Here is a 22,200-nt window from a genome sequence, read left to right as displayed (position 1 = left end):
GCAACAACGCCTACTAAGGATTATTCCCATGCCCCACTACACCCCCTTGGCCAGCGCCATCGCCCTGGCCATCGGCAGCCTTGCCGTGCCCGCATTCGCCGCCGAACCCGCCGCCAACCTCGACACCGTGGTCGTGGTCGGCACCCACCGCAGCGACGTCACTGCCCTGCAGAGCGCCGCGCCGGTCGACGTCCTCAGCGGCGAGAAACTGCAGGAAACCGGCGCCAGCGACCTGTCTGCCGCGCTCACCGCCTTATCACCGTCGTTCAGCTTCCCGCAGTCGCCACAGGGCGCATTCGCCGGTTCCATCGCCCAGGGCGCCTCGTTGCGCGGCCTGGCCTCCGACCAGGTGCTGGTACTGGTCAACGGCAAACGCCGCCACACCAGCGCCAACGTCACCCGTCAGGGCCTGGTCAACGCCCGCGGTGCCGCAGCGGTGGACCTCAGCCTGATCCCGCTGTCAGCCATCGAACGGGTGGAGATCCTGCGCGATGGCGCTGCTGCCCAGTATGGTTCGGACGCCATCGCCGGGGTGATCAACATCGTGCTCAAGGCGCGCGATGAAGGCGGCAACGCCGGCTACCGCTTCGGCGGCTACAACAAGGGCGACGGCCTGCAGCGCAAGCTCAGCGGCTGGAAAGGCTTTGCCCTGCCCAACGACGGCTTCCTGACCCTGGCCTTCGACGCCGGCAGCCAGGACCCGGCCAGCGATACCCGTGACGACAACCGCTTGTTCTACCCCGGCTCGACCAGCATCGACACCCCGCGCGAGCAGAACAACCGCTACCGCAACTGGCGCTGGGGCTCGGGCAACGTTTCCGACCAGTACAACTTCACCGCCAACGCCGAGATGGGCCTCACCGAGGGCCTCAGCGCCTACGGCTTCGCCACCTACGCGCACAAGAACACCGATGCCGAGAACTTCTTCGACCCGCCCACCACCCTGCGCAACAACTATGGCAGCGTGGCCCTGGCGCGCTACCCCGACGGCCGTCTGCCGGTGACCCGTTATGGCCTGGAAGACTACGCCGTCACCGGCGGCCTGCGCTTCGAAGACGAAACCCTGGGCCACTTCGACCTGGCGCTGAACTACGGCAATAACCGCGTCGACTCTACCGACCGCGACGCGATCAACCCCAGCTGGGGCAACGCCAGCCCATCGACGATCTACACCGGCCGCCGCGAGGCCGACCAGACCAACCTGACCCTGGACTGGACCCGCGACTTCGCCAACGACTGGCTGTTCAAGCCGCTGACCGTTTCGGCAGGGCTGGCCTGGCGCCAGGAAAACTACGACCTGACGGCAGGTGATGCAGCCGGCTGGTCCAACGGGCCGCTGTTCAACACCCTGGACCCAGTCTCTGGCCGACGGATTCCGGGCTATTACTCAGGCATCACCCAGGTCGATGCCGTGTCGCTCGACCGCCGGGTGATCGGTGCCTACTTCGATGTCGAAGCCCAGCTGACCGAGAAATTCCAGGCTGGCGTCGCGGTGCGCAGCGAGCATTATTCGGACTTTGGCGACACCACCAACGGCAAGCTGTCGCTGCGCTACGATTTCACCCCGCAAATCGCCGCACGGGCCAGCGCCAGCACCGGCTACCGCGCACCGTCGCTGGTGCAGAGCGGGCTGTCGTCGTTCAGTGTGCAGGTGGTCGAGCAGCCGCCGGGCAGTGGCAACTGGGTCGAGGTGCAACAACGCACCCTGCGCGCCGACAGCCCGGAGGCAGCGCTGCTGGGCGGCAAGTCGCTCAAGCCCGAGGAGTCGACCAACTTCTCCGTAGGCTTGGTCTGGCGCCCGCTGCCGAATGCCTCGGTCACGCTCGATGCCTACCGCATCGACATCGACAACCGCATCACCCTGTCCGACCAGTTGCCGGCCTCGGTGGTCGGCCCGATCTTCGCGGGTACGCCCTACGCCAACATCCAGAGCGCAGCGTTCTACAGCAACATCGCCGACACCCGCACCGACGGGTTCGAACTGGCCGGCCGCTACCAACTGGACGTGGGCCGCTGGGGGCGCCTGGACTTCAATGGCGGCTATGCACGCAACAATACCCGCATCACCGGGCTGGACGATGTTGGCAGCATCCCCGGCAACCAGATCATCGGCCGCAACACCCAGGGCCTGATCGAGGACGGTACGCCCAAAGACAAGCTGACCTTGAGCGCCAACTGGCTGTACGACGGCTGGAGCGTCACCGTGGCGCAGCGACGCTATGGCGAGTGGCAGAGCCGCAACGCCGCCAACCCGACGCTGGACCAGACCTTCGGCGCGCAATGGGTGACCGACCTGGATGTGTCGTACCGCTTTGACCTGGGCCTGACCTTGTCGGCGGGCGCGATCAACCTGTTCGACAGCCACCCGGACAAGCTGGAAGGCGCGCAGCTGTATGGGGTGCCGAAGTATTCCATCACCAGCCCCGAGGGCGCACAGGGGGCGTTCTACTACACAAGCGTCAGTTACGACTTCTGATCCTTGTGGGCGCGGGTTCACCCGCGAAGACCCCATGTTGCTGGCAGCCTGCTGCTGGAGCAGCAGCCCTGTGCTGCTCCAGCATCACCCCTTCCTCAGCCGCCGTATTTCCGGGCCCCGGCCGCCTGGCACAGCTCTTGCGATAGCCCTTTCCATCGTCTGCTCCCCCCAAGGCCTGCCATGCGCTTGCTCTCGCTCCTCTCCTGGTTGATTTCCCCCGTGGCCCTGCTCGCCCTCTGGGCCCTGCTGGCCAACGCCGGGCTGTTCCCTGCCAACCTGCTTATCCCGCCGCTGGAGGTCTGGCACAGCTTCACCGACCTGCTGGCCACCGGCGAACTGCAGGAGCACCTCACTGGCAGCCTCTCGCGCCTGGCCTTGGGCTTTGTCGTCGGTGCGCTGGCGGGCCTGGCATTCGGCACCGCCCTGGCCTTGTCAAAAACCGTGGAGGCCTACTGCGCGCCGCTGTTTCACACCCTCCGGCAAATCCCCAGCATCGCCCTGATCCCGATGTTCGTGCTGCTGTTCGGCGTCGATGAAACCTTCAAGATCGTCATCGTCGCCAAGACCGCGTTCTTCCCCGTGGCCCTGGCCACCTGTGAAGGGGTGCGCGCCATCCCGCGCAGCCACTTTGAAGTCGCAGCGGTGTACCGCCTGCACTGGACCACGCTGGTCGGCCTTATCGCCCTGCCCGCTGCCGTGCCCGCGATCGTCACCGGCGTGCGCGTGGCCCTGACCCGCGCCTGGGTGGTGCTGGTGGCGTGCGAGCTGCTGGCTGCAGACAGTGGGCTGGGGCAGATGATCGAAATGGGCCGGCAGATGCTGCGTATCGATGTGGTGATGGTCGGGGTGGTGATCACCGGGGTGATTGGTTTTACCCTGGACTTCGGCCTGCGTCGCGTCGAGCGACGGTTTACCCGCTGGCAGAGCCGCTAAGGAGTTGCTGATGAACCTGAAGAGTCTTCGTGGCCTGGTGCTGCCATTGCTGCTGCTCGTAGCGTGGGAGTATGCCTCGCGCCAGGACGCCGCTGGCGCCTATGCCTTTGTGCCGCTGGCCCAGGTGGGTGCGGCCTGGGTCGAGTTGCTGGGCAGCGGCGAGCTGCTGGTCAACCTGTGGGCGAGCCTGCTGCGAACCTGCACAGGCCTGGCGCTGGGCATTGTCGGTGGCATCGGCTTGGGGGCGCTGATGGCCCTGTCGGCACCGGCCAACCGCCTGATCGCGCCGCTGTTCCACGCCCTGCGCCAGGTACCGATGCTGGGCTGGATCCCGTTGATCGCCTTGTGCTTTGGCAACGGCGAAAGTGCCAAGCTGCTCATCGTCAGCCTGGCGGCGTTGTACCCGATGGTGCTCAACACCTTCGAAAGCCTGCGCCAGGTCGAGGGCCAGCACCGCGAAGCGGCCCGGGTGCTGATGCTCAGCCGCGCACAGCAGTTGCGCCTGATCCTGTTGCCCGCCGCCTTGCCGGGCATCGCCGCCGGCGTCTTGCAGGCGCTGGCGTTCGCCTGGGTGACCTCGGTGGGCAGCGAGCTGTTCCTGTCCTCGGGGGCAGGCCTTGGCAGCCTGATGATGAACGCCGAGGCCGGCGCACGCATGGAGATCATTGTGGTCTGCGTGCTGTGCATCGGCCTGTGCGGCTACCTGATGTCCTGGCTCTGCACCCTCCTCTCCCGCCGCCTGCTGCGCTGGCGCCCGACCCGTTGAAAGGCCCGATCATGAACGCCATCGCCCACGCTTTACCCACCACCGCCACCCACGGCGCACTGAGCATTCGCGGCCTGAGCAAAAGCTACGCGCTCAAGGGCAAGCCGATGCAGGTGCTCAAGGACATCGAGCTGAACATCCAGCCCGGCGAATTCGTCAGCATTGTCGGCGCCAGTGGCTGTGGCAAGTCCACCTTGCTGCGGCTGATCGTCGGCCTCGACCAAGCCTACCAGGGGCAGATCCTGCTCGACCAGCAGCCCGTCCATGGGCCGGGCCTGGAACGCGGCATCGTGTTCCAGGACCACCGCCTGTTCCCGTGGATGACCCTGCAGCAGAACATCGCCCTGGCCTTGAAGAACCACACCATGCCGGCGACACACAAGGACCGCCTGGTAGCTGAGCATATCGCCCTGGTAGGCCTGAGCGGTTACGAACAGGCCTACCCGCACCAGCTATCCGGCGGCATGGCCCAGCGCGCGGCCATTGCCCGGGCGCTGGTGAACAAACCCAAGGTGCTGCTGCTGGACGAGCCGCTGGGCGCCCTGGATGCCCTGACCCGGGTAAGGTTGCAGCAGGAGTTGCAACGCATCTGGGTGCAGGAGCGCTGCACCGTGATCATGGTCACCCATGACATCGAGGAAGCGCTTTACCTGGGCGACCGGGTGATCGTGATGGATGCCCACCCGGGCAGAATCCGCGAAGACCTGCGCATCGACCTGCCGCACCCGCGCGAACGTGACAGTACCGTGTTGCAGGCTTACAAGCAGCGGCTGCTGGGTGAGCTGGTGGGGCATTGAGCTGCATTCGAGCGTGCCTGTGCTACTGTGCTGCGACACCCTCAAGGAGCCCGCCACATGGACGTACGCTGCACCTCGATCGAGGACGTTCGCTCGCGCATCGATCACATCGACCAGAACCTGGTCGCACTGCTTGCCCAACGTGGCCAACTGGTCGCCCAGGCGGCGACTTTCAAGAAGACCCGCGACGATGTGCGCGCACCGGCGCGGGTCGAGCAGGTGATTGCCAAAGTGCGTGCCATTGCCGGTGATACCGGGGCATCGCCCGACGTGGTGGAACGGGTGTACCGGGCGATGATTGCGGCGTTCATCGATGAAGAGCTGAGACTGCATGCCGCGTTAGACCGGAAGTGAGTTGGGGCCGCTTTGCGGCCCATCGCGACGCAAGGCCGCTCCTACAGGAATATGCGATCTCTTGTAGGAGCGGCCTTGCGTCGCGATGGGCTGCGAAGCAGCCCCAATGTCAAGCCTGGAGGGCATCCCTTGCCCTCACCTTTGCGACTCACCCCGCCAGCACGAAGTCCGCTGCCGTCACAGTCGTGGCATCGGCAACCCCTACCAGGCGAATCGAGTCGGTAGCGCCAATGCTGACCAGCGTATCGGCACCGACATCGGCGATGGTGACGTTGCCCGCGAAGGTCGCCGCAGTGATGTTGAACGCGGAGATATCCAGCAAGTCCTGCCCGCCCACCAGGTTGGCATCGAAGTTGATGATCAGGTCGGCGCCAGACCCCGCACCGAACTGGAAGGTATCGTTGCCATCGCTGGCGATCATCGTGTCATCACCCGCGCCGCCGTTGACCCTGTCATCGCCAATCGCGCCGTTGAGGAAGTCGCTGCCGCTACCACCTGACAAGATGTCGTTGCCATCATCACCGAACAGCGTGTCGTTGCCCGCCCCACCGCTCAGGATGTCATTGCCCAGGCCACCATCGAGGCTGTCGTTGCCAGTGCCCCCGTTGATGGTGTTGGCCAGCGTGTTACCGCTACCGACGAAGTTGCCCACTCCGATATAGGTCAGGTTTTCGACGTTGGCACCCAGGGTGTAACTGTCTAGCGTGGTACGCACGCTATCGGTACCGGCCCCCGCGGCCTCGATCACCAGATCCCCGGTGTTATCCACCACGTAGGTATCGTTGCCGAGGCCACCCACCAGGCGATCAGCACCTGCACCGCCATTGAGCAAGTCGTTGCCAGCGCCTGCGCTGATGATGTTGTCGAGCGCGTTACCGCTAGCAGTGAAGTTGCCCACCCCGGTATAGATCAGGTTCTCGACATTGCTGCTCATGCTGTAGCTGGCTAGCGTGATACGCACGGTATCCGTACCGGCCCCCGTGGCTTCGATCACCACATCCCCGGCGTTATCCACCACGTAGTTATCGTTGCCGAGACCACCCACCAGGCGGTCGGCACCCGCACCGCCATTGAGCAGGTCGTTGCCAGCACCGCCGACCATGATGTTGTCCAGCGTGTTACCGACACCGACGAAATTGCCCACGCCGGTATAGGTCAGGTTCTCAAGATTGTCGATCATGCCGTAGCTGGCTAGCGTGGTACGTACGGTATCCGTACCCGACCCTGTAGCTTCGATCACCACATCTGCAGCATTGTCTACCAGGTAGATGTCGTTGCCGAGACCACCCACCAGGCGGTCGGCACCCTCACCACCATTGAGCAGGTCGTTGCCAACACCGCCGACCATGATGTTGTCCAGCGCGTTACCGCTACCGATGAAGTTGCCTATGCCGGTATAGGTCAGGTTCTCGAGGTTTGCACCCAGGCTGTAGCTGGCTAACGTGGTACGCACGGTATCCGTACCAGCCCCTGTGGCTTCGATCACCACATCCCCGGCGTTATCCACCACGTAGGTGTCGTTGCCGAGGCCACCCACCAGGCGGTCGGCACCGGCACCGCCATTGAGCAGGTCGTTGCCGACACCACCGACCATGATGTTGTCCAGCGCGTTACCGCTACCGACGAAGTTGCCCACCCCGGTATAGGTCAGGATCTCGAGGTTGGCACCCAGGCTGTAGCTGGCTAGCGTGGTGCGCACGGTATCCGTACCGGCCCCCGCGACCTCGATCACCACATCTGCGGCGTTATCCACCACGTAGGTGTCGTTGCCGAGACCACCCACCAGGCGGTCGGCACCGGTACCGCCATTGAGCAGGTCGTTGCCGACACCGCCGACCATGATGTTGTCCAGCGCGTTACCGCTACCGACGAAGTTGCCCACCCCGGTATAGGTCAGGTTCTCGACGTTGGCACCCAGGCTGTAGCTGGCTAACGTGGTACGCACAGTATCCGAACCGCCCGCCGCCGCCTCGATCACCACATCCCCAGCGTTATCCACCACATAGGTATCGTTGCCATCACCGCCGGTCATGGTATCCGCGCCAAGCCCGCCGTCGAGGCTGTCGTTGCCAAGCCCACCGTTGAGGATGTCGTTGCCAAGCCCGCCAAACAGCAGGTCGGCGCCGTCCAGGCCGGAGATCACGTCATCGCCCGTACTGCCGATCAGAATGTCGTTACCGTTGGTGCCGACCAGCGTCAACCCTGGCACTGCAGCAGTCGCCGCCGAGGTGAGTGTCTCCGGGGTGCCGAAGCCGTCGGTGTAGCGCACGATCACCCGCAGTTGCTGGTTCCCATGGTTGAGGCCCGGGGTGAAGGTGGCCGCAGTGGCGCCAATGATGTCGCTGAAGACGCCGCCAGTGCCTTGCTGCCACTGGAAGCTGAACGCCCCCAGCCCGTCCAGGTCGGCAATGCTGCCGGTTAGGGCCGTCAGCGTCTGCCCTTGGACTGGCGTAGTGTCACTGATCAGAACCGCACCGGTCGGTGCATCATTGGCGTTGGCCACCGGGTCGAGGATGTCGGAGGCAATGCTTTCTTGCACGCCGAAGTCATCCACGTAGCTGACCACCACCCGCATGTTCTGCCCCACCTGCGCCTGGGTCAGGACGAAGGTGCTGCCGATGGCGCCCGCGATGTTGACCCAACCGACACCGCGGTTCGACTGCCACTGGAAGCTGAACTGCGGATTGCTCAGGCCGTCGGCGTCGACGATGGTCGCCGGGTCGGCCGTCAGTGTTTGGTTCTGCACCAGCAGCCCGGTCACGGCCGGCCCGGCGCTCGGTGCGCTGTTTGGCGCGGAGTCGACGATCTCCAGGGTGCCCTTGGCATCCTGATACACCGCCCGTACCCGAATGCTCAACCCCGCCACATCATCCGTCACCCGATAGGTACTGCCGATCGCCCGCGATGCTTCGCCTGCGGCGACGAAGGTGATGTCCTCATAGACACCCGAGCCCGGCAGTTGCTCGACCTGCCAGTAGTAGGCCACAGGCCCGTTGACCGCACCCGTCGGGTTGGCCGCACTGACGTTGTCGGCATCGTGCACCGCCAGGTCAGAGACACGCAGCAACTGGCCGGCAACCGGTGTGTCCTCACGCCCGCCCGTGGCATCGTCAAGGATCGCCAGGTGGCCCGATGGGTCGGCGTTGACGGCCGTGCCGACGCCAGAGGCAATGGCGCGGTCAGAGAACTGCAGCCGCTCGATGCCGGTCAGCCGATCGACACCATCACGCCCCGCCACCAGGTCGGTGACGATGACCGCATTGCCATCGACCACGACGCTGTAGTCGGTCGCAACCCCCGAGAACAAGGCGGTGTCATAGTTGTCGGTACCGCTGACAATCTCCCGGGTGATCACCAGCTGGCCCGGGTTGTAAGTACCGTTGAGCATCAGCGGCACCATCGGCTCCATGCTGTCGAACGTGGCGATTTCCGGGCCGGTGCCATCGCTGTTGGCGCGCACGCTGATGCGCACGTTGAGCCACTTGTCACCGTCGAGGATGTCATCGCCGCCGCGCCCTTCAAGCAGGTCGCTGCCGCTGCCGCCAAGGATGATGTTGCCGCCGTCGTAGAAGGTCGCACCGGCAGCCAGCAGGTCGGCCAGGCCGTTGATCAGGTTGATGTTGGTCAGCACGCTGCCGGTGGCACCGGCGGTGGGCAGCGAGGCGGCATCTTCATTGTCGCCACGCAGGAAGTCACCGTGCGCCGAACCCGACAGGCCTTCCATGATGTCGAAGCGTACCTGCGCCGAAGCGCCCGAGCCCGGCACCGGCGGCACATCGAAGAAGCGGTCGGTGAAATCGATGCTCACGCCTTGGGCGAGGCCCTTGAAAGTCGCCCAGTCGTAGCCCGAGCCGCCGATATAGCGGTCACCGAAGCCGAGGCTGCCGACCATGATGTCGTCGCCCCCTTCGCCGTTGAACTTGTCGTTCTCGTTGCCGCCGACGAACACATCATTGCCGATCACCGGGTCGTTGCCGAGCGGGTCGAAGTTGTCGCCAGGCGCACCGTCCGAGGTGCCCTTCTCGATCCAGTCGTCACCTTCGTTGCCCATGTCCTGTTCGTTGGCCTTGCTACCCAGGATGAAGTCGTTGCCCTGGCCGCCAATGGCTTCGGAAGCGTCTTCACCGGTGACGATGAAGTCGTTGCCAAAACCACCGATGATCAGGTTGACGCCATTACCGCCGTGCAGCACGTCGTTGCCGTCGCCGCCCTGGATGTTGTCGTCGCCACCCACGTCGCTGATGATGTCGTCACCGGCACCGCCGCGCAGCTGGTCGTTGCCGTTGCCGCCTTCGATGCGGTCATTGCCGGCATCGCCCCAGACCGTGTCGTCGCCACCGCCAGAGACGAGTATGTCATCGCCGTTGCTGCCGCCCAGCACGATGTGCTCTTCACCGGCGTAGCGGATGTAGTTGGTGTCGGGCCCTGCAGTCAGCGGGTTGTCGCGGAACACCACCTGCTGACCGTTATCGCCCAGCGGGTCGGCATTGCCCAGGCCATCGTTGAACTGCTTGCTGCGGTCCACTTCGAGGTAGAACGCCGGGTCCGAGAACACCAGGCCCGGCAAGTGGGTGGCCGACGTGTTGGCCATGATCAGCTTGGCGAACGAGTTGCTTTCCAGCTCGGCATTCATCGACAGGCCAGAGGTGCGCTCCAGGTAGTAGAAGCGGTCGCCGTCCTGGAGTTTTTCCATCTGGTTTTCGAACACGAAGTTGAAGGTCGAGCCGAGCATGCCGCCGAAGGGTGCTTTCGCTTCGGCCAGGCCACCGATCCACAGGTCGATGGCATCGACCCCGGTCACTGTCACAGCCCTCAGGTCATCGGCAGTGCCCAGCACACCATCCTTGCCGGGCAGTGTCACGTTGGCCCAGGCCCCAGTGCCGTTGAGGAAGTCCAGGCGGTCCGCCGGCGCTCCGTCGCCTCCGAACACCAGCGCCATGGCTGCCGCGCGCTTGTCCACCAGGGTGGTTGCACCGGTGATGGTGCTGTGCGTGCCGTAGGCGGCAATGAAGTTGATCAACGACTCCGCATGCTTGAGGTGCTGCACCAAATCGACCCAACTGGTGTACGGCTTGAGTTGGGTATCGCCGGTTTGCTCGTAGATGTCGCGGCGCACGGCGTTGAGCGAAGGAATCCCCACATCGCGGCCACGGGCGATGTTGATCGCCGGCAGGTCGAGCGGCAGGCCCAGCAGGTTGTTGCGCAGCGCCTCGGTGACGAACTCGTCAATTTCGTTACCGGCCTGGCGCGTCACCCCGCGCACGATGGCACTGGTCGCATCCTCTGGCGTGACCCCACTGGCGGCGTACGCCAATGGGTTGAGGAACGCGGCGATCAGGCCCAGTTGCTGCTCGGGGTTGGCACTGGCCGGGTCCTTGACCACGTTGAAGTCGATATCGTAACGGTCGACGGTCTCGGTCAACATCGAGTGGCCGAAGCGGTACACGGTGTGCGCGAACTCGGCAACGATCGAGGCGTCGAGGTCGACGTCATACACCTGGGTCGGGGCGAAGAACAGGTCGACGCGAGGCTGGATGGTGCGCGCGAACTCCTCGAACACCAGGTGCTGATACTGCATCTCGGTGCCGAACTTGGCCGCCTGGAACAACCGCTCGCCATTCCACACCAGCGCATCGATCTCGGCCTGGCTGGCAGGCAGTGCGGTCACCGGGTTGAGCAGCCACTCGTTGAGGAAGGCCACGTCGCCGGCATCGAGCACGGTGTCCATGGTTTGCGCCACCAGCCGGTTGTGCTCGGCGTGGAAGATCGCGTGCACGGCGGTCAGGCCGATGTTTTCGTTGACCCGGCCATCGCCCGCGATGTAATGCGCATCCAGCAGCTCGTTGTCGTAGGCCAGGTTGGCGCCTGTCTGCGGGTTGACCGGCACGGCGTTGCCCACCAGGGCATCGCCATCGGGCGCCAGCACGCCAGCGTTGAACACCGGTACGGCATTGTGGGCGATGTCGGCGAGGAACTCGTGGCCCGTGCGCACGGCATTGGTCAGGTCGATCGGCGCCAGCGGGTTGCCTTCGACCAGCACGTCATCCGCCGTGCCGCCCAGCCCATCGGCGCCCTTCATCACCACCATCGGGTAGCCATTGGGCCCTTTGACGAAGTTGCCATAGGCATCAGTTGCCAACAGCGGAACATTCCCGACGTCGGCATCGGTGAGGTGAATGCCGAGCAGGTCGTTAGCCTGCGCCTTGACCACCTTCCAGGTCGCCATGCCGCCAATTTCGCTGTCGTCCGCACTGCCGAACTTGCCATCGGTACCGAGGTCACGGTTGGTGATCAGCCGGCCAGTGGCGACGGGGCCCTGGTCGGTCATCTGGTAGCCGCGCAGGAATACCTGATGCGAGGGATGCGAGCTGTAGGTCTGGTTCTGGTCAACGAACGGCGTGGTGGTGTTGGTGTGCTCGCGGATATCGTCGGCGGTGCCGAGAAGACCATCTGGCCCTGGCTGGTTGGTGGCGCGGGTCAGCACCATGAAATTGGTGTTGCCACCAGGCACGTAGAGCGGGTCATCCGGTTGCAATGGAATAAACACCGTGCCTGATCCCCCCTTGGTTAGCAGGTCCAGACCGTGGTCGAAGAACTGCCCGAAGAAAGTCATCCAGGCATTGAACGGTGCAGACAGCCCAGCATCCGCCGTGGTGTTTTCGAACAGGTAGACATCGCGATCGTCAGTGGTACCGAACTGGCCATCCATGCCAGGGCTGGCGACCACCCGTACGCCATCCTTGAGCACGTCGTCGTTACCCGGCGTGCCGAAGTTGAGCACACCGTCCGCGCCTGGGTCGTAGGCCGTGGCATAAGCTGCCGGGTTGTTCGAGGTCTGGTCGACGATCAGGTTGCTGATGGTACGCGGCTGCGAGTCGAACACCGCTCCGCTGGTCTGCTGATAGGAAGACCCGGGAATGGCCGGCGAGCCAGGGCCGAAGAAGCCGGCCGGCGCGCCTTCGGCCGGGTTGAACACCGGGTCTGTCAGCCGTGGGAAGACGTTGTCGGCAGCACCGAACTGGGTGTTGTTGATACCGTTGAGGTTCATCAGGTTGTTGTTCGAGCCGTCGACCGTCCGCAGACCCATGGCCGCCCGGATGTTAGGTATCAGCGAGAGGATATCCTGCCCGGCAGCATCGGCCTCGGCAATCTTGATCTGGGCCAGTATGAAGTTCAGGTCGGAGCGGACCATGTGCAGACCCTCTCCCCCTTCGCTGGCATCGACCACCGGCGTTGGTGCAGTTGGTACCACGGGCGCGCCCGCTTCGACTACGGCAGTGGGCTGCGAGAACAGCACTTCGGTGGTGCCGTGGGCATCCTGGTAGATCGCCTTGACCCGCAGCGACAACCCGGCCAGGTCCGGCGAGACCTTGAACGCGGTGCCATCGGCGCTCTGGAACGCCAGGTCGCCGGCCGGCAACAGGATGATGTCTTCGAACACACCGCTGCCCGGGTCGGCCTCGAACTGCCAGTAGTAGGACACCGACGTGTTGTTGAGCAGCCCTTGTGGGTTGGTCGGTGAAATGTTGTCGCCATCCAGCACCCCGGCCATGCTCACGGTCAGCATGTCGCCCACGGTGATCGCGCCGGCATTGCTGTCGGTGATGGTCGGGCTGCCGGTAGGCTGAGCGTTCACGCCCGCCACCAGCACGCGCTGGCCGTCGGAGAATTGCAGGCGCTCAATATGCAGCAGAGTGTCGGTGCCGTCATTGCCGACGGTATCGGTTACCGTCCACACATCGTCCGCCACATCGGCCGTGCCGCGGGTGTTCTGGGTGACCACGTAGTCGGCCTGAAGCCCGGAAAACACCGCGGTATCGAAGGCTGCACCACCGGTCGAGCTGCCCGGCAGAATTTCCCGCACGGCCTTGAGCTGGCCGGGGTTGTAGGTGCGGTCGAGCATGAACGGGATCATGTCGACCATGCTGTCGAAGCTGGCGATTTCCGGCCCGGTATGGTTGACGTCGTCGGCGGCGTACACCGCAATCCGCACGTTGATCCACTTGTCACCGTCGATCAGGTCATCGCCTCCACGGCCCTCGATCAGGTCGCTGCCGTTGCCGCCCAGGATGATGTTGCCGGTGGCAAAGCCGGTGGTGGGTAAACCTGCATCGGCAAGGAACTGCTCCAGCCCGTGGATCAACGCCACGTTGGTCAGCGCACTGCCTGTGGTGCCGCCGTGATTGAGGATGGTGACCGCATCGACGTCGTCACCCTTGAGTACATCGCCGAACCTGGAACCGGACAACCCCTCGACTTCGGCAAAGCGGTCGAGGATCGAGGCCGGTGACGCACCGACCGGGCTGAACACGCCATTATTCTGGTTTGGCGCATTACCATGGGGCTGCGCCAATGCGGCCAGGCTCAGATCGACAGTCACACCGACCTTGTCATTCTTGTGGGTCACCCAGTCGAAGCCAGACATGCCTTCCATCTTGTCCTGGGCATCGCTGCCGACAAAGATGTCATCGCCACCTTCACCGATCATTTCGTCGAAGCCAGGGCCACCGACGAAGATGTCGTTGCCGATCACTTCGTCACCCAGCAGGGGCGCCAAGTTGTCGCCGGGCGCACCGTCCTGGGTACCCATCTCGATCCAATCATCACCCTCGTTGCCGGTCGGTGGCAGGTTGGTCTTGGCGCCTAGGATGAAGTCGTCGCCCTGGCCGCCGAAGGTGGTGCTGATGTCTTCAGTGGTGATGATGAAGTCCTGGCCGTCGCCGCCCAGGATCAGGTTGCCGGCAACGCCCATGCTGCCGGCGACGATCACGTCGTTGCCGGCGTTGCCTTCCAGGCGGTTGTCGCCAAACGAATCGGTGATGATGTCATCGCCCGCGCCGCCCAACACCGCATCGTTGCCCGCGCCGCCTTCGAGGCGGTCATTGCCGCCGTCGCCGTAGAGCGTGTCATCACCTTCGCTGGAAATGATGATGTCATTGCCTGCAGTACCCCCCAGCACCACATGATCCAGGCCGGTGTAGTGCAGGTAGTTGCTGTCGGCGCCCACGGTATCGGGGTTGTCGCGGATCACCAGGGGCACGATTTCCTGGCCGTAGATCATGATGCCGCCAGTCGGGTCGGCCTTGCCGTCGGCACCCAGCCCGGTGAACTGGTTGGCCTGGTTCACTTCGAGGGTGAAGGTGGGCGTCAGGAACACGGTGTTGGACAGGTGGGTGACATCGGAGTTGAGCATGATCAGCTTGGCGAAGGAGTTGTTTTCAAGCTCCGTGCCGAAGTTGGTCCCCGCCATGCGCGACAGGTAGTAGAACCGGTCGCCGTTCTGCAGCGCCTCCATCTGGGTTTCGAAGATGAAGTTGAAGCTCGACCCGAGCATGCCGCCGAACGGCATCTTCTGCTCGGCCAGGCCACCGACCCAGAAGTCGATGGTGTCAACGCCGGTGATGGTCACCCCGGTCACGTCGTCTGCAGTGCCCAGTACCCCGTCCTTGCCGGCCAGGGTCACGTTGGCCCAGGCACCGGTGCCGTTGAGGAAGTCGAGGCGGTCGGCCGGCGCACCCTCGCCCCCGAACACCAGGGCCATGGCGGCGGCGCGTTTGTCTTCCATGGTGGTCGCCCCGGTGATCGAGGCATGGGTACCGTAGGCGGCGATGAAGTTGACCAGCGATGCGGGGTGCTTGAGGTGGTCGGCAAAGTCGACCCAGCTGATGTAGGCCTTGAGCTGGCTGTCGCCGGTCGCGGCCCAGAACTCACGGCGGGCCTCGTTCAGGGTGGGGATGCCGGTATCGCGCCCGCGTGCCAGGTTCAGTGCCGGCAGGTCGAGCGGCAGGCCCAGCAGGTTGTTGCGCAGCGCTTCGGTGACGAACTCGTCGATCTCGTTGCCGACCTGGCGCGTCACGCCACGAATGATCGCCCCTGCCGCTTCATCCGCAGTCGCCCCGCTGCCGGCGAACGCCAATGGGTTGAGGAAGGCGGCGATCAGGCCAAGCTGCTGATCGGGGTTGTTGGGGTCGGTGAGGATCGGGTTGAACTCAGGGTCCAGGCGGTCGACGGTTTCGGTCAGCATCGAGTGGCCGAAGCGGTACACCACGTGGGCGAACTCGGCGAGGATGGCCGGGTTGATCGAGGTGTCATAGCCATTGGGCGCCAGAAATTCGTCGATCTGCGGCTGAATGGTGCGTGCGAACTCCTCGAACACCAGGTGTTGGTACTGCATCTCGGTGCCGACCTTGGCAGCCTGGAACAGGCGTTCGCCATCCCACACCAAGGCCGCGATAGCGCCGGGTGTGGTCGGTATCGCGGCAACGTCATCCACCAGCCACTCGTTGAGGAAGGCCAGGTCGCCCGCGGCAAGGATGGTGTCCTTGGACTGCTGGACCAGGCGGTTGTGCTCGGAGTGGAACACGTGGTGCACGGCGGTCAGGCCGATGTTCTCGTTCACCCGGCCGTCACCAGCGATGTAGTGGGCGTCGAGCAGTTCGTTGTCATAGGTCAGGTTGTTGCCACCTGCACCCACCGGCTGCGCATTGCCCACGTCGCTGTCGGCGTCGGCCTGCAGCACGCCGCCGACCACCACCGGCGCGGCGTTGTGGGCGATGTCGTCGAGGAAGGCATGTCCGGTGCTCACGGCGTTGGCCAGGCTGATGGGCGCGGCGCGATTGCCTTCGACCAACTGGGTCACGTCATCGGCAGTCCCGGCAATACCGTCGGCGCCGTTGCTGATGCGCATCACCACCTGCGGCATGCCGTTGGGCCCCCGCAGGAAGTTGCCATAGGCATCGGTCGCCAGCAGCGGCACGTTATGCACGTCGGCATCGGTCAGGTTGATACCGAGCACGTCGCGGGCCTGGGCCTTGACCACGGCCCAGGTGGCCATGCCGCCACTCTCGCCATCGCCGTCGTCGGCCGTGCCGAATATGCCGTCGGCGCCCAGGTCACGGTTGGTGATCAGGCGCCCGGTGGCAATCGGGTCGCCGGCGGCGTTGAGCATGTACTCGCGCAGGAACACCTGGTGCGAGGGGTGCGAGCTGTAGGTCTGGCTCTGGTCGACGAAGGGCGAGGTGGTATTGGGCTGGCTGTCGTCGGCCGTGCCGACCACGCCATCGGCGCCGGCCGTGCGCACGGCACGTGACAGCACCATGAAGTTGGTCGGGCTGTTGGGCACGAACAACGGGTCATCGGGCTGCAGCGGGATGAACACGATGTCGGTGGCGCTTTTGGTCACCAGGTCCAGGCCATGATCGAAGAACTGGCCAAAGAAGGTCATCCAGGCGTTGAAGCCGGCGGTCAGGCCCGCGTCTGCCGACTGGTTGGGGATGAAAAACACAGGCTTGTCGTCGGCGGTGCCGAACACGCCATCCAGGCCGGGGCTGATCACCGGCGCGGCGCCACCGTTGGCCTCAACCGCTGCGGGGTTGTTCGCGGTCTGGTCGACGATCAGGTTGCTGATGGTGCGGGGCTGGCTGTCGACCACCGTGCCGGTGCCGGCGTAGGCCGCACGGTAGGCGGGGTCGAGCAGGCGCAGGAAGGCGTTGTCGGCAGCGCCGAACTCGCTTTGCCCGGTCACCAGGTTGTTGAAGCTGCCGTCCACGGTGCGCAAGCCGAACGGCACCTGGCTATTGGGCAGCAGATCGATGAGGTTGGCGCCCTTGGCGTGGGCTTCGGCGATAAAGATCTGCTTGAGGATGAACTCCAGGTCCGACTTGCTGAAATTGGCCATTTCAATTGCCCTCGATGTATCGAAGAAACAAGCGGGGCAACAGGGTCCTTCCCGCGCCCAGTCGTTTGACGTGCGCAGTGCGTGGTTCGGTTTTCCGGGGATGTACAGGCGATGACTTCTGGTCAAACGCGATCCCTGTAGGTACGGCCTTGCCGGTAACCATTCAGGGCCCGAATAACCAAGACTAAAGTCGTAGAGTCAAACCTTGTCAATAAGCCGCCGTAAAAATGACCCTCGATGATAATGCGTTGCAACTCGCTGTTTTTACGTGACTTATGAGAAGTTCAATGCATTTATAGAGCAAAATGATATTACAAGACATTTCTCTGCAACCTACGCTGCTGCTTGTGGGAGCAACGCAGCGTTTTCGGACAACCCGCCTATAGAGCGACCCGCCTGCGAGCCGATCAGAAGCCACAGCTAGAGCTGTCCGGGACGCCGCAACGGCCTCCGGTTTTGTGAAGAGGGAGGCCCCAGATGCACAAGCAGCCGCGCACCCGTTCCGAATTGGCCGAGGCGCTTTTTCGCCTGCGCCGCAGCTTCTACGCCCTGGCAGGCTTCAGCGGCGTGATAAACGTCATGATGTTGACGCCAGCCGTGTACATGCTCCAGGTCTATGACCGCGCCCTGGTCAGCCGCAATATCACCACGTTAACGATGCTGACCCTGCTGGTGGTGGGGCTGTTCCTGCTGATGTCCGCCCTGGAAATGATCCGCACCCGGGTGTTGATCCGGGTAGGCAATTGCCTGGACATGGACCTCAACCAACGCATCTTCAGCGCCGCCTTCGAGCGCAACCTGAACCGCGCCGGGGGCAACCCGGCCCAGGCCCTGCAAGACCTCGCGCAGGTCCGCCAGTTTCTGACCGGCAATGGCCTGTTCGCCTTCTTCGATGCGCCGTGGACGCCGATCTACCTGCTGGTCTGCTACCTGATCCACCCGCTGCTCGGGCTGGTCACGATGATCGGCTCGATGATCCTCGCGGGCCTGGCGTACCTCACCGAAAAGGCCACGCACAAACCGCTGGCCGAGGCCAACCACGCGGCACTGTCCTCCGCCAACTACGCCAACAACAACCTGCGCAACGCCGAAGTCATCGAGGCCATGGGCATGCTGCCGTCGATCAGCAAGCGCTGGTACCAGAGCCACCTGCGCATCCTGCAGATGCAGACCCTGGCCTCCGACCGTGCAGCCCTGATCAGCAGTACCGGGCGCTTTGTGCGCATTACCCTGCAATCGCTGATTCTCGGCACCGGCGCGCTGCTGGCAATCGAAGGCAAGATCACCCCGGGCATGATGATCGCCTGTTCGATCCTCACCGGCCGCGCGCTGGGGCCGGTTGAACAGGTGATCGCCTCCTGGAAGCAACTGCTCGGCTGCCGCACGGCCTGGGGCCGGCTCAACGAGTTGCTGCAGGACTACCCACGCCGGCCACCGAGCATGTCGCTGCAACGGCCGGTGGGCATGCTCGCTGTGGAGAATGTGTTCGCCGGCGCCCCCGGCACCAACACCACCATTCTGCGTGGGGTCAGTTTCAGCCTGGCGCCGGGCGAAAGCTTGGGCGTCATCGGCCCCTCCGCCTCGGGCAAGTCCACCCTCGCCCGCCTGCTGGTTGGCGTCTGGCCGACCCAAGCCGGCAAGGTGCGCCTGGACGGCGCCGACATTTTCAACTGGAACAAAAGCGAACTCGGCCCCTGGCTCGGCTACCTGCCGCAGGACGTGGAGCTGTTCGAAGGCACCATCGCCGACAACATCGCGCGGTTTGCCGAGGTGGACAGCGAGGCGGTCATCCGCGCCGCCAAGAGCACCGGTGTGCACGAAATGATCCTGCGTTTCCCGCAGGGTTACGACACCCGCCTGAGTACCGATGGCAGCCCACTGTCCGGTGGCCAGAAGCAGCGTATTGCCCTGGCCCGTGCGTTGTACGGCGAACCCAACCTGGTGGTGCTGGATGAACCCAACGCCAACCTCGACGACGTCGGTGAAAAGGCCCTGGTCGATGCCCTGGCTGAACTCAAGGCGCGTGGCGCCACGGTGATACTGGTTTCTCATCGGCCCAACGTGCTGTGCGCCGTCGACAAAGTGCTGATGCTGCGTGACGGCGGCGTGCAGATGCTGGGCACGCGCGACGAAGTCTTCGCTGCGCTGCGTAAAGCCAGCGTGATACCGGCGGGCACAGCGGCGCCGCTGGCGTCGGTAAAAGTACGGGAGTGACCGATCATGCACATGAGCCAACCTACCGAGTTGATCCCCGCCGAGGCGAAAAACCTGATCGACCTGGATGCCGGCAAACCGGCGCGCTGGGGTGTATGGCTGGTCGTTGCCGGCTTCGGCGGCTTCCTGCTGTGGTCGTGCCTGGCGCCGCTGGATGCCGGCGTGGTCGCCACCGGCACGGTCAAGGTCACCAGCAACCGCAAGGCGGTGCAGCACTTGAGTGGCGGCACCGTGGAGGCGATCCTGGTGCGCGAAGGCGAAGTGGTGAAAAAGGGCCAGGAACTGGTGCGCCTCGATGCCCTGCGCGCCGTCGCCGAACAAGGCGCAGTTAGCGCCCAGTACATTGTCAGCAAGACCGTGGAAAACCGCCTGGAAGCCGAGCGCGACAGCCGCGACACGGTGAACTTCGACCCAGCCTTGCTCACGCGTTTCGGCACTGACCCGCGCCTGCTGGCCGCCATGGACTTGCAGCAACGCTTGCTCGATACCCGCCGCGCCGGCCTGGCTGGCGAAATCAGCATCCTCGAAGAGAACTTGGCGGCATCGGCCGTGCAGCTCAAGGGCCTGCAGCAGGTGTATGGCGCCCGCGCCTCGCAGATCAACTTCCTCGGCCAGGAACTGCAAGGCACCCGCGTGCTGGCGGCCGAAGGGTATGTGCCACGCAACCGCCTGCTGGAACTTGAACGCAGCAACGCCGACCTGTCCGCCGGCCAGGCCGAGAACCTCAACAATATCGCCCGGGTGCGCAGCCAGACCACCGAGATCAAGCTGCGCATTCTGCAGCGCCAGCACGACTACCTGAAAGAGGTCGAATCGCAACTGACCGACACCGCCAAGGAAAACACCACGCTGGCCGACCGCCTGCGGGCGCTGGACTACGAAGTGACCCACACGGTGATCCGCTCGCCCATCGACGGCATGGTCCAGGCGCTGGGCATCGCCACGGTGGGCGGGGTGATCCAGCCCGGCGCCAAGCTGATGGAAGTGGTCCCGCTGGACGAGCCGTTGCAGGTCGACGCGATGATCCCGGTTCAGGCCATCGACAAGATGGTCCCAGGCCTTGCCGTGGACATCGCCTTCCCGGCCTTCAACCACGCCCAGACACCGAACATTCCTGGCCGGGTGAAGACCATCTCTGCCGACCGCCTGCTTGATGAAGAGAGCAAGCAACCCTTCTACCTGGCCCAGGTGGACGTCTCGCCCGCCGGCATGAGCCTGTTGGGCAGCAACCACATACGGCCCGGCATGCCCGCCACCGTCACCATCAAGACCGGTGAGCGCAACCTGCTCAGTTACCTGCTCAAGCCAATGCTCGAACGCGTGGACAGTGCTTTCAAGGAGCAATGAAATGAACCGACACTGCCTGTTGTTGTGCCTGTTGGGGTTGTCCTTGCCGGCCAGTGCCATGGACCTGAAACAAGCCTGGGACCTGTTGCAATACCAAGGCCCTGTCTACCGCGCCGCCGAGCATGAAAAACAAGCCGGCATGGAGAACCGGGCCATTGGCCAGGCCGGCCTGCTGCCGCAGATCAATGCCACTGCCTACTACAACAAGGTCAATGGCACCCAGCACCAGAACAGCCTCGAGAACGATCTGGACTACGACTCCAAGGGCGCCAGCGTGCGCCTGCGCCAGCCGCTGTTCAACAAGCAGAAAATGGCTGAGTACCGCCAGGGCGAGCAGCGTGCCGACTACAGCGTCGCGGTGTTCGACGCCAAGAGCCAGGATGCTGCGGTGCGCCTGGCCGACAGCTACTTCGATGTACTTCTGGCCAGCGAAACCATCACCCTGGCCAAGGCCAAGCTGAACGCCTTCGAAGAGCAGCTTGCCTCGGCCAAGCGGCGGATGGAGCTGGGCGCCGGTACGGTGACCGACATCGACGAATCGGTCGCCCGTCGCGACCTGGCCGAGGCCGACCTGATCGAGGCGCAAGACAACCTGGTCAACGCCCGCCGCACGCTTGAGGAATACATCGGTGAAACCCCGGCATCGCTGACCACCCTGCAGCCGGGCTTCAGCACCCCGCCACTGCTACCGGGCAACCTGCAGGACTGGCTGGTCAAGGCCCAGGCCGACAGCCCGCTGATTCACGCACGCCGGCACAGCTATGAGCTTGCCGAAGAAGAGGTCAACCGGGCCAGGGCCGGGCATTGGCCGACGCTGGACTTTGTGGCGGGCTACACCGCAGGTAGCAGCCAGTCGATTTCAGAGCTGAATCAGCGCAACCAGTACAACTCGATCGGGCTGGAACTGAACATCCCGCTGTACAGCGGCGGCAGCACCAGCGCGCTGACCCGTCAGGCCAGCGCCAACAGCTCGAAAGCACTGGACGAACTCGACGCCACCCGTCAGGAAGTCATCTCGGGCACCACCCGTGAGTACCGCGGTGTGCAGAGTGGGGCCATGCGTATCCAGGCGCTGGAAAAGGCCGTGGCGTCCAACGAACGCTCGCTGACCTCGACGCGCAAGGGCTTCAAGGAGGGTGGTACCAGCACCAATTCGGATGTGCTCAACGCTGAAGAACTGCTGTTCGACGCGCGTCATGACCTGTTCGAGGCCAAGCTGAACTACCTGATGTCGCGCCTGCGCCTGGCGTCATCGGTGGGCAGCCTGGGGGATGATGATATCGAGCTGGTCAACGACTACCTGGGGCCGGAACTGATGGTCAGTAAGTGATGGCGGCTAGGTGCCTGTCTTGGGTTTGGAGGTGGGGCGCAGATCGAGCGCCGCCCGCGCGGCGCATCGCGACGCAAGGCCGCTCCTACATTTGTTTCGGGCCAGTGAGGCCAGTGGCATTTGCGCGCGACCGCCTTGTTTGTACGACGCGATATTGAGGGGGGCACCAAGGGGCCGCGCGCCAATGCCCCAAGAATAATTGGCCCGAAACAAATGTAGGAGCGGCCTTGCGTCGCGATGCGCCGCGCGGGCGGCGCTCGATCTGATAGGCGCTGAAAATGCCAAGCCAGGCACCTGGTGGCCCCG

Annotated in this window: 9 protein-coding genes; 8 read left to right on the top strand and 1 reads right to left on the bottom strand. The window is 64.2% G+C overall.

The window, feature by feature from the left end; all coding sequences use genetic code 11:
- Window positions 1–28 precede the first annotated feature (28 nt).
- The 5 genes from LJX93_RS10295 (at window position 29) to LJX93_RS10275 (ending at window position 5,326) form a co-directional block, all read left to right on the top strand.
- Window positions 29–2,476 (top strand): TonB-dependent receptor plug domain-containing protein, encoded by a 2,448-nt coding sequence (locus tag LJX93_RS10295; protein ID WP_227697130.1) that lies wholly within the window; start codon window positions 29–31, stop codon window positions 2,474–2,476.
- Window positions 2,477–2,656: 180 nt separating this feature from the next.
- Entirely contained in the window at window positions 2,657–3,409 is a 753-nt protein-coding gene (locus tag LJX93_RS10290; RefSeq protein ID WP_095065609.1) for an ABC transporter permease, read from the top strand.
- A 10-nt stretch (window positions 3,410–3,419) separates the two neighbouring features.
- Window positions 3,420–4,175 carry an ABC transporter permease gene (locus LJX93_RS10285; RefSeq protein WP_095065611.1) on the top strand — a complete coding sequence of 252 codons (756 nt, stop codon included), beginning with the start codon at window positions 3,420–3,422 and terminating at the stop codon, window positions 4,173–4,175.
- 11 nt (window positions 4,176–4,186) lie between these two features.
- Window positions 4,187–4,972: an ABC transporter ATP-binding protein gene (locus LJX93_RS10280; RefSeq protein ID WP_033697136.1), complete on the top strand. Its 786-nt coding sequence runs from the start codon at window positions 4,187–4,189 to the stop codon at window positions 4,970–4,972.
- A 57-nt stretch (window positions 4,973–5,029) separates the two neighbouring features.
- Window positions 5,030–5,326 carry a chorismate mutase gene (locus tag LJX93_RS10275; RefSeq protein WP_047582030.1) on the top strand — a complete coding sequence of 99 codons (297 nt, stop codon included), beginning with the start codon at window positions 5,030–5,032 and terminating at the stop codon, window positions 5,324–5,326.
- Window positions 5,327–5,474: 148 nt separating this feature from the next.
- Here LJX93_RS10275 and LJX93_RS10270 read toward each other — a convergent pair whose 3' ends face one another.
- Window positions 5,475–17,003 carry a peroxidase family protein gene (locus LJX93_RS10270; RefSeq protein ID WP_227697128.1) on the bottom strand — a complete coding sequence of 3,843 codons (11,529 nt, stop codon included), beginning with the start codon at window positions 17,001–17,003 and terminating at the stop codon, window positions 5,475–5,477.
- Window positions 17,004–17,480: 477 nt separating this feature from the next.
- On the opposite strand from LJX93_RS10270, the gene LJX93_RS10265 reads away from it, so the two are divergent.
- Genes LJX93_RS10265 through LJX93_RS10255 form a run of 3 tightly spaced genes read left to right on the top strand, consistent with a single transcriptional unit; the run spans window position 17,481 to window position 21,894 of the window.
- Window positions 17,481–19,217, top strand: a complete 1,737-nt coding sequence (locus tag LJX93_RS10265; protein ID WP_033697131.1) for a type I secretion system permease/ATPase — start codon at window positions 17,481–17,483, stop codon at window positions 19,215–19,217.
- A 6-nt stretch (window positions 19,218–19,223) separates the two neighbouring features.
- Window positions 19,224–20,564 (top strand): HlyD family type I secretion periplasmic adaptor subunit, encoded by a 1,341-nt coding sequence (locus LJX93_RS10260; protein WP_050506031.1) that lies wholly within the window; start codon window positions 19,224–19,226, stop codon window positions 20,562–20,564.
- A gap of 1 nt (window position 20,565) precedes the next feature.
- Window positions 20,566–21,894 (top strand): TolC family outer membrane protein, encoded by a 1,329-nt coding sequence (locus tag LJX93_RS10255; protein ID WP_033697129.1) that lies wholly within the window; start codon window positions 20,566–20,568, stop codon window positions 21,892–21,894.
- The last annotated feature ends 306 nt before the right edge of the window (window positions 21,895–22,200 follow it).

Origin of the sequence: Pseudomonas sp. HN2-3 (assembly GCF_020691745.1) — a bacterium.
Taxonomy (GTDB): domain Bacteria; phylum Pseudomonadota; class Gammaproteobacteria; order Pseudomonadales; family Pseudomonadaceae; genus Aquipseudomonas; species Aquipseudomonas capeferrum.
The sequence above is the reverse complement of the archived record's forward strand: the minus strand, read 5'-3'. Positions and strand labels throughout refer to the sequence as shown.

Bases quoted from the DNA above. Each gene is read 5' to 3' on its own strand.
- LJX93_RS10295 (WP_227697130.1), top strand. From the start codon at position 29: ATGCCCCACTACACCCCCTTGGCCAGCGCCATCGCCCTGGCCATCGGC.
- LJX93_RS10290 (WP_095065609.1), top strand. From the start codon at position 2,657: ATGCGCTTGCTCTCGCTCCTCTCCTGGTTGATTTCCCCCGTGGCCCTG.
- LJX93_RS10285 (WP_095065611.1), top strand. From the start codon at position 3,420: ATGAACCTGAAGAGTCTTCGTGGCCTGGTGCTGCCATTGCTGCTGCTC.
- LJX93_RS10280 (WP_033697136.1), top strand. From the start codon at position 4,187: ATGAACGCCATCGCCCACGCTTTACCCACCACCGCCACCCACGGCGCA.
- LJX93_RS10275 (WP_047582030.1), top strand. From the start codon at position 5,030: ATGGACGTACGCTGCACCTCGATCGAGGACGTTCGCTCGCGCATCGAT.
- LJX93_RS10270 (WP_227697128.1), bottom strand. From the start codon at position 17,003: ATGGCCAATTTCAGCAAGTCGGACCTGGAGTTCATCCTCAAGCAGATC.
- LJX93_RS10265 (WP_033697131.1), top strand. From the start codon at position 17,481: ATGCACAAGCAGCCGCGCACCCGTTCCGAATTGGCCGAGGCGCTTTTT.
- LJX93_RS10260 (WP_050506031.1), top strand. From the start codon at position 19,224: ATGCACATGAGCCAACCTACCGAGTTGATCCCCGCCGAGGCGAAAAAC.
- LJX93_RS10255 (WP_033697129.1), top strand. From the start codon at position 20,566: ATGAACCGACACTGCCTGTTGTTGTGCCTGTTGGGGTTGTCCTTGCCG.